This window comes from Streptococcus oralis, assembly GCF_001578945.1.
In the GTDB taxonomy this organism is placed as follows: Bacteria; Bacillota; Bacilli; order Lactobacillales; family Streptococcaceae; genus Streptococcus; species Streptococcus oralis_Q.
This window is the reverse complement of sequence record NZ_KQ969552.1, coordinates 251,579-259,730: the sequence shown is the minus strand read 5'-3', so window position 1 is coordinate 259,730 and position 8,152 is coordinate 251,579. Positions and strand designations below refer to the sequence as shown.

Annotated in this window: 8 protein-coding genes and 1 riboswitch; of the genes, 4 read left to right on the top strand and 4 right to left on the bottom strand. The window is 41.8% G+C overall.

Going from position 1 to position 8,152, the window contains the following annotated elements; genetic code table 11:
• A partial coding sequence (locus tag SORDD16_RS06695) for a Sau3AI family type II restriction endonuclease (RefSeq protein WP_061452897.1) occupies positions 1 to 1,186 on the top strand: 1,186 nt, incomplete at its 5' end.
• A 54-nt stretch (positions 1,187 to 1,240) separates the two neighbouring features.
• Here the strand turns inward: SORDD16_RS06695 and SORDD16_RS06690 are convergent.
• The 4 genes from SORDD16_RS06690 to SORDD16_RS06675 all read right to left on the bottom strand — a co-directional run bounded on the left by SORDD16_RS06690 (position 1,241) and on the right by SORDD16_RS06675 (position 4,972).
• Entirely contained in the window at positions 1,241 to 2,503 is a 1,263-nt protein-coding gene (locus SORDD16_RS06690; RefSeq protein ID WP_061452822.1) for a nucleobase:cation symporter-2 family protein, read from the bottom strand.
• The gene (locus tag SORDD16_RS06685; protein ID WP_061452821.1) at positions 2,503 to 3,084 is read right to left on the bottom strand and encodes a xanthine phosphoribosyltransferase; all 582 of its coding nucleotides are present in this window, start codon (positions 3,082 to 3,084) and stop codon (positions 2,503 to 2,505) included. The genes SORDD16_RS06690 and SORDD16_RS06685 overlap by 1 nt, the downstream gene beginning before the upstream one ends.
• Positions 3,085 to 3,517: 433 nt before the next feature.
• Positions 3,518 to 3,613, bottom strand: a riboswitch (purine riboswitch).
• A gap of 133 nt (positions 3,614 to 3,746) precedes the next feature.
• Entirely contained in the window at positions 3,747 to 4,133 is a 387-nt protein-coding gene (locus SORDD16_RS06680) for a bleomycin resistance protein (protein WP_061452820.1), read from the bottom strand.
• A gap of 11 nt (positions 4,134 to 4,144) precedes the next feature.
• The gene (locus SORDD16_RS06675; protein ID WP_061452819.1) at positions 4,145 to 4,972 is read right to left on the bottom strand and encodes an exodeoxyribonuclease III; all 828 of its coding nucleotides are present in this window, start codon (positions 4,970 to 4,972) and stop codon (positions 4,145 to 4,147) included.
• A gap of 132 nt (positions 4,973 to 5,104) precedes the next feature.
• On the opposite strand from SORDD16_RS06675, the gene SORDD16_RS06670 reads away from it, so the two are divergent.
• From SORDD16_RS06670 to SORDD16_RS06660, 3 genes are all read left to right on the top strand, one after another.
• Positions 5,105 to 5,560 carry a DUF3290 family protein gene (locus tag SORDD16_RS06670; RefSeq protein WP_061452818.1) on the top strand — a complete coding sequence of 152 codons (456 nt, stop codon included), beginning with the start codon at positions 5,105 to 5,107 and terminating at the stop codon, positions 5,558 to 5,560.
• Positions 5,557 to 6,192, top strand: a complete 636-nt coding sequence (locus SORDD16_RS06665) for a DUF421 domain-containing protein (RefSeq protein WP_061413342.1) — start codon at positions 5,557 to 5,559, stop codon at positions 6,190 to 6,192. Before SORDD16_RS06670 ends, SORDD16_RS06665 begins: the two co-directional genes overlap by 4 nt.
• A gap of 206 nt (positions 6,193 to 6,398) precedes the next feature.
• Positions 6,399 to 8,144 carry an ABC transporter ATP-binding protein gene (locus tag SORDD16_RS06660; RefSeq protein ID WP_061452817.1) on the top strand — a complete coding sequence of 582 codons (1,746 nt, stop codon included), beginning with the start codon at positions 6,399 to 6,401 and terminating at the stop codon, positions 8,142 to 8,144.
• The last annotated feature ends 8 nt before the right edge of the window (positions 8,145 to 8,152 follow it).

Below are 8,152 nucleotides of genomic sequence, written 5' to 3'. Positions count from 1 at the left end.
AAACAAAAATGGGACACTTAGTGCCAAAGAACGACTTGTATTAACAATACTAAACTATATGGAGGAAAATTTAGAGGATTTTTACTCCACCCACTTATGGAAAAAATGTACAAAGATTTTGTTATTGTTTTACAATGGCTTAATTCCTAATCAAACAATGAAGGACTATGTCATTGAAAAAATATTTTTATATGAATGGTTTGAGGAAGATATGGCAGTTATCCTTGAAGACTATCAGAAGATTACAGATAAAATCAAAAACGGAAGGGCGCATGAACTATCAGAATCAGATGGGAACTATTTATCAACTTGTACAAAAGGGGCAGGTAAAGGAAAGGATTTAAGACAACAACCCTTTAGTCATGAATTAGCAAAACAAAGAGCTTGGGAATTAAAATCAAGTTATATGACCTATCTGATTAATCATAAAATCTTTAATCAATCAGATCAAGAAAGTGTCCTGGCTAATTTTAGGGGTGAGAAAAAATCATTTACTGAGGTTGTTGCAGAGAAGATTCTCTCCTACAAAGGTTTCTCCGAACAAGAGTTATATGATAGATTTGAAGTGAATCCCAAAGCAAAAGGTAAGAATAGTACTCTGATTAGAAAAATTTTAGGCTTAACAGGGGATTTAGATAAGACAAAAGAATTTCAAAAAGCAAACATGAATTTGAGAGTTATTCGAGTAGATAAGAATAATTTACCTAAGGAAGACTCCCCGTTTAAAACTTATTGTTTTAAAGAACTAGCAGCAAATGATAGTTGGGAATCATCACATGTTTATAATGAAATTTACAATAAACGATTCCTCTTCGTTATTTTTAAGGAAATTGAACCTAAGCTATTTGTATTAGATTCTATCAAGTTTTGGGGATTTCAGGATAGACAATTAGAAGAAATACAAAGAGTGTGGCAGGAAACTAGACAAATTATTTCTGACGGAGTTAAATTAACTCAAAATGGTAATAAAGTGTCAACTAATTTTCCTCAAAGTAGGATAAACAGAATCCTATTTACGAAATTACATGCTACTAATACTTATTATGAAATTGAAAAAGGAAAATTTGTTGGGAAAGGTTCATTATCTGATACGGATGAACTTCCAGATGGGCGTAGGATTACAAAACACTCCTTTTGGATGCCTAAAAAGTTTATAAAAGAAATATTAGATGGGAATTGGGATTGATAGTATTTACACTCAATTTGGGATAAACAAAAAAGAGGCTCGCACCTCTTTTTCTTATTTCTTTTTCCGGTTTAATACTGCATTGAGGACAATAGCGAGTAGGCTGGCTACGACGATTCCGTTTGAAAAGAACATTTGGAAGGCTGTCGGCATGCTGACAAAGAGATTGCTATTGTTGAGTCCAACACCTGCAGCAATTGAGACAGCTGCGATAAGGAAGTTATGTTCATTGTTAGCAAAGTCAACGCGGGCGAGGATTTGCATCCCTTGAAGGGAAACAAAACCAAACATCACCAGCATGGCCCCTCCAAGGACAGGGCTTGGAATGATTTGGGCGAGGGCTCCAAACTTAGGAAGGAGTCCAAGGAGGACTAGGAAACCAGCAGCGTAGTAGATTGGCAGGCGGGTCTTGATACCAGATAATTTAACCAACCCAACGTTTTGTGAAAATCCTGTGTAAGGGAAGGTGTTAAAGATTCCTCCGAGAAGTACGGCCAGACCTTCTGCACGGTAACCGTTGCGAAGGCGCGTGCTGTCGATTGGGTCATTGGTGATATCAGACAAGGCGAGGTAAACACCAGTCGACTCAACCATAGAAACCGTTGCGATGATACACATCATGATAATAGAGGAGATTTCAAAGGTTGGCATTCCAAAGTAGAGGGGAGTTGGGACATGGACAAGTGGTGCTGCTGCAACAGGGGAGAAATCAACCAAGCCCATAGTAGCAGCAATGGCAGTTCCAACAACCAACCCAATCAAAATAGAGATAGACTTGATAAATCCTTTGGTAAAGATGTTAATCAAGAGGATGATCAGAACAGTGATGGCTGCTAGGAACAGGCTCTGCCCAGTTGGCTCTGGGACATTATTTCCCATATTTCCAATAGCGACAGGAATCAAGGTTAGTCCGATAGTCGTAATAACAGATCCTGTTACGATAGATGGGAAGAGATTGGCAACTTTTGAGAAAATGCCTGAAATTAGAACCACATAAATCCCTGAAACGATAAGGGCACCAAACATAGCACCGCTACCGTGGCTTTGACCAATCATAATCAAAGGAGCGACGGATTGGAAGGCAACTCCGAGAACGACTGGTAGTCCAATCCCAAAGTATTTGTTGAGTTGGAGTTGAAGGAAGGTGGCCACCCCACACATGAAGATATCTGTTGAGATCAGGTAGGTCAACTGCTCAGCTGAATAGCCAAGAGCTGTCGCAATCATGATAGGAACCAGAATAGAACCTGAGTACATGGCTAATAAGTGCTGCAAGCCAAGAACGGCTGCTTGTGAATGTTTTTCTTGTTTTTGCATTAGAGATCTGCCTCCTTAAATACGACCTGACCATTTTCAAAACGATCCAAGCGAGCCAGTGATAGGACGGGATATCCTGCTTTTTCAAGCAAATCACGACCATCTTGGAAGGATTTTTCAATCACAATACCAATCGCTTCAACTTTTGCTCCGGCTTGTTCGATGATTTGGATTAAGCCTTTGGCAGCTTGGCCATTAGCAAGGAAATCGTCAATAATCAAGACCTTGTCCTCTGGTGAGAGGAATTTTCCAGCGATGGAAACGGTGCTGGTTACCTGCTTAGTAAAGGAGTAGACTTCGGCGGTTAAGATGCCTTCGTTCATGGTGATGTTTTTAGCTTTTTTGGCGAAAATCATGGGAACGTTTAAGGCTTCAGCTGTAAAAATGGCTGGGGCAATGCCTGAAGCTTCAATGGTTACGACCTTGGTAATGCCAGCAGCAGCGAATTTTTCCGCAAATACCTTACCAATCTCTCGCATCAAGCTAAAGTCAACTTGGTGGGTTAAAAAGGAATCCACCTTGAGGATATTGTCACCCAAGATATGCCCATCCTCGAGGATGCGCTCTTCTAATAATTTCATAAGACCTCCTAAAGTCTAAAAGCCAGTTTACTTGTTGGTTAAATGTTTCTATAGTGAACCAGTTTGCTAGTACTATATATTTGATAAAACTAGTACGAGCGAAGCGAGTTTTATCAAATATTTCCCGCCGTAGTGGTATCATAGACAATAATCTTGTTATTGTCTATGACGGGATTTTTGAGAGTAAAATAGTTCGGGGAACTATTTTAGCCTAAGCCTAGAAATGAAAGAGCTAGGGGCTCAAAAATTAGGGATGAAATTCCCTGGATTCCTGAAATTATCCACAGGGTAATTTCACCTCCCGTCTGCACTAATTAAGGGAAATATTAAAAATATTTAGTTTACACTTAAAGGCGTGCTTTAACAAAAATATTCAAAAAGGACCTACTTAATCCCCTAAGTAAGTCCCCAAAATAGGCATGGCCAAAACCATACCTTCAGCTGACATACTCATTGTTAGGTGTTCCGGCACCTTGTAGAAACGTCGTGCCAATTCACGACATAAACAAGTAAAATGATATTCAATTTTAAATAGGTTACTGCCAATGTTTTTATTTTACACCAATTAGCTTTGTAAATCAAATATTTTGTTAGTAAATAGATCATAAAAGCGAACGAATAAAAGACTGCAATGCTAGATAGTATTGTAGCCTTTTATTCTTCTATTCGCTAAATCTTAGAAAATAACCATCTGGATCCAAAACTGCAAATTCATGAGGATAGATATAGTGATCCCCAACACGAAATGTTCGTTTGGTCAGCGGACGATGGATAGGATAGTCGGCTTCCAGCAGTTTTTGGTGGAGCTGAGGGACATCTTCAATGCCAAAGGAAATATTGACACCGCGCCCGAAAGGATAGGTTAGTTGGGCTAATTCTTCTGTGCTGCCTTCTTCTAGCATAAGTTGACAGTCTTCAAGCGAGAGGAAGAGAAATTTCTCCTCTGGACGCTCGTATTCGACAGAAAATCCCAGCAAGTCGCAGTAGAAGTGGCGTGACTTTTCGAGGTCAGATACTACAAATTCAGGAATGACAGCTTGATAGTCCATTAGCTTTCTCCTTAGATCTCAATTTCCAACACAATCGGCGTATGGTCTTGCCGTGCTCCAGAGTCAATCATGTCAGACTTGGTCACCTTGTCAGCCACGCGATTGCTGGTGAGCCAGTAGTCGATTCTCCAGCCTGTGTTGTTGATTTTAGAAGTCTTACTACGTTGCGCCCACCAAGTATAACGCTCTGGGACATCGCCGTGAATGTGGCGGAAGGTGTCGGTAAATCCTGCTGTTAAAAGGTTGGTAAATCCTGCTCGTTCCTCGTCTGTAAATCCAGGTGAACGGCGATTGCTGGCAGGATTTGCAAGGTCGATTTCCTTGTGAGCAACGTTGTAGTCACCAGTCGCAAGGACTGGTTTTTCTTTGTCTAGTTGCGCTAAATACTCAGCATATTGAACATCCCAGACTTGGCGCTCTTCCAAGCGTTTGAGACCGTCTCCAGCATTTGGAGTGTATACTTGGGTCACGAAAAATGTATCAAATTCTAAGGTGATGATACGGCCTTCTAAGTCCATGGTAGAAGGAGCACCGATTTCTGGGAAGCTAATCGTTGGTGTGAGTTCTTTCTTATAAAGAAACATGGTTCCAGCATAGCCTTTGCGAGCAGGTTCTTGGGAAGATCGCCAAGTATTTTCGTAGCCTGGGAAGAGTTCCTCTAAAATTTCCAAGTGTTTCTTTGTAGGACCCTTGGCAGAAAGCTTGGTTTCCTGGATAGCGATAATATCAGCATTTTCGGCTACCAAGGTTTGTAGGACTTCTTGGGACAATTTTGCACGAGCTGAGTCGCTCGTTAGGGCTGCATTGAGGGAATCAATATTCCATGAGATGAGTTTCATAAAGTTACCTTTTTCATTCAGATTACAGACTATATTATACCAAAAAAAGGCGCATTTCCCCAACGTATGGTTTGAAAAATCCCTCTCTTTTGTTTATAATAAAAAAGATTTTATGAAAAGGAGTGAAAATAGATGAAATTCTACTCTTATGACTATGTACTCAGCCAAATCAATCAGCAAAATAATGTCATGATTGGGTTAGGGATTGTCTTGCTGGGAGTGACCGGTTTTTTTGCCTTCAAGGCTTATCGCGACAATCGAGGAACCAAGTTTCGGGAGCTGGTCATGATTTCTGTCTTGACCTTATTGACCTTACTACTGGTAAGTATCTCAAATTTTCAGTCCAATCAAGCCTCTAATAATCAGTTTCAAACATCCCTTCATTTTATCGAAGTGGTTTCTGGAGATTTGGGGGTAGACAAGTCCAAAGTTTATGTAAGCACCTCGGCAGCAACGGATGGAGCCATTCTTAAGGTAGGAAATAGTTACTATCGAGCCATGAGTGGAAGTGAGCCAGACAAATACCTGTTAGAAAAAATGGAACTTTATAAGACAGATGACATCGAATTGGTGGAGGTGAAGAAATGACACTTAATTACCTTGAAATTTTAATCAAACTGGCCTTGGGTCTCTTTTCTCTGGTATTCGTTATCAATGTGACAGGTAAGGGAAATCTAGCGCCCAATTCAGCAACAGATCAAATTCAGAACTATGTTCTTGGGGGAATTATCGGTGGGGTGATTTACAATAGCTCTATCAGTATTCTTCAGTACGCAGTTATCCTGATTATGTGGACTATATTGGTCCTGACCCTCAAGTGGCTTAACAATAACGTTCGTTTTGTCAAACACCTCATCGACGGTAAACCAACTCTCCTGATTAGAAATGGGAAAATCGACCCCGAAGCCTGTCGCTCGGTTGGTTTGTCCGCAGCAGACGTCGCCCTTAAACTGCGAGGGCAAGGAATTTTCCAGATGAAGCAAGTCAAACGAGCTGTGCAGGAGCAAAACGGTCAGCTCATCGTAGTGCAAATGGGCGATGAAAATCCCAAGTATCCTGTCGTGACAGATGGTGTCATTCAGCTAGATGTGCTAGAATCTATCGGTCGTACGGAGGAGTGGCTTCTTGACAACCTCAGCAAGCAAGGGCATGACAATGTCGCTAATATCTTTATTGCGGAGTATGACAAGGGTGCTGTCACAGTCGTAACCTATGAATAAGAAAAACCTGGGGTCTTGTACTCTTCGAAAATTAAATTCAAACTGCGTCAACGTCGCCTTGCTGTATGTAGGTTACTGACTTCGTCAGTTCTATCTACAACCTCAAAGCAGTGCTTTGAGCAGCCTGCGGCTAGTTTCCTAGTTTGCTCTTTGATTTTCATTGAGTATTGGCCTCAGGTTTCCATTTGCAATCAGAAAGGGATTTTATGTCCATTATTCAAAAACTTTGGTGGTTTTTCAAGTTAGAAAAGCGCCGTTATCTAGTCGGGATTGTGGCCTTGGTCTTGGTCTCTGTCCTCAATCTCATTCCCCCCATGGTCATGGGACGGGTCATTGATGCCATTACGTCGGGACAATTAACCCAGCAGGAACTCCTTCTTAATCTATTTTATTTGCTACTTGCGGCCTTTGGGATGTACTATCTGCGCTATGTTTGGCGCATGTATATCCTTGGAACTTCCTACCGTCTGGGGCAGATTATGCGGTCTCGCTTGTTTGAGCATTTTACAAAAATGTCTCCAGCCTTTTATCAGACCTATCGAACGGGAGACCTGATGGCACACGCTACAAATGATATCAATGCCTTAACTCGATTAGCAGGGGGCGGTGTTATGTCTGCGGTGGATGCCTCTATCACGGCTCTGGTGACTTTGCTGACCATGCTTTTTAGTATTTCATGGCAAATGACCTTGGTTGCTATTTTTCCCCTGCCTTTTATGGCTTATGCGACTAGTCGTCTTGGGAGAAAGACTCATAAGGCCTTTGGCGAGTCACAAGCAGCCTTTTCCGAACTCAATAACAAGGTGCAGGAGTCTGTATCAGGTATCAAAGTGACCAAGTCTTTCGGTTATCAGTCTGATGAGCTTGAGTCCTTTCAGGCGGTGAATGAATTGACCTTCCAAAAGAACCTCCAAACCATGAAATACGATAGTCTCTTTGACCCCATGGTTCTCTTGTTTGTTGGTTCATCCTATGTTTTAACGCTCTTAGTCGGTTCCTTGATGGTTCAGGAGGGGCAGATTACAGTTGGGAATCTGGTCACTTTTATCAGTTATTTGGATATGCTGGTTTGGCCTCTCATGGCTATTGGTTTCCTCTTTAATATTACCCAGCGAGGCAAGGTGTCCTACCAGCGGATCGAAGATCTTTTATCTCAGGAATCACCTGTAAAAGATCCTGAATTTCCTCTGGACGGTATTGAAAATGGACGTTTGGAGTACGCCATTGACAGCTTTGCCTTTGAAAATGAAGACACACTGACGAATATTCACTTTAGTCTGGAAAAAGGACAAACCCTAGGCTTGGTCGGGCAGACAGGCTCTGGAAAAACGTCCTTGATCAAGCTCCTCTTGCGTGAGTACGATGTGGATAAGGGTGCTATTTATCTAAACGGTCATGATATTCGTGACTATCGTCTGACAGACCTTCGCAGTCTCATGGGCTATGTCCCTCAGGACCAGTTCCTCTTTGCGACCTCTATCTTAGACAATATCCGCTTTGGCAATCCTAACTTGCCTCTTTCAGCAGTCGAGGAAGCAACTAAGCTGGCTCAAGTTTATCAAGATATTGTAGACATGCCTCAGGGATTTGACACAGTTATCGGTGAAAAAGGAGTTAGTTTATCTGGTGGGCAAAAGCAACGTCTGGCAATGAGTCGGGCTATGATTTTAGACCCTGATATTTTGATTCTAGATGATTCCTTGTCCGCCGTGGATGCCAAGACAGAGTATGCGATTATCGACAATCTCAAAGAAACGCGCAGGGGCAAGACGACCATTATCACGGCTCATCGCCTCAGTGCAGTTGTCCATGCAGATCTGATTTTAGTTCTGCAAAACGGCCAAATTATCGAACGTGGCACGCACGATGACTTGCTAGCTTTAGATGGCTGGTATGCCCAAACCTACCAGTCTCAGCAGTTGGAAATGAAAGGAGAAGAAGATGCAGAATAAGCAAGAAC

Excerpts from the sequence above, each read along its gene's own strand:
- SORDD16_RS06690 (WP_061452822.1), bottom strand. The coding sequence starts at position 2,503 with ATGCAAAAACAAGAAAAACATTCACAAGCAGCCGTTCTTGGCTTGCAG.
- SORDD16_RS06685 (WP_061452821.1), bottom strand. The coding sequence starts at position 3,084 with ATGAAATTATTAGAAGAGCGCATCCTCGAGGATGGGCATATCTTGGGT.
- SORDD16_RS06680 (WP_061452820.1), bottom strand. The coding sequence starts at position 4,133 with ATGGACTATCAAGCTGTCATTCCTGAATTTGTAGTATCTGACCTCGAA.
- SORDD16_RS06675 (WP_061452819.1), bottom strand. The coding sequence starts at position 4,972 with ATGAAACTCATCTCATGGAATATTGATTCCCTCAATGCAGCCCTAACG.
- SORDD16_RS06670 (WP_061452818.1), top strand. The coding sequence starts at position 5,105 with ATGAAATTCTACTCTTATGACTATGTACTCAGCCAAATCAATCAGCAA.
- SORDD16_RS06665 (WP_061413342.1), top strand. The coding sequence starts at position 5,557 with ATGACACTTAATTACCTTGAAATTTTAATCAAACTGGCCTTGGGTCTC.
- SORDD16_RS06660 (WP_061452817.1), top strand. The coding sequence starts at position 6,399 with ATGTCCATTATTCAAAAACTTTGGTGGTTTTTCAAGTTAGAAAAGCGC.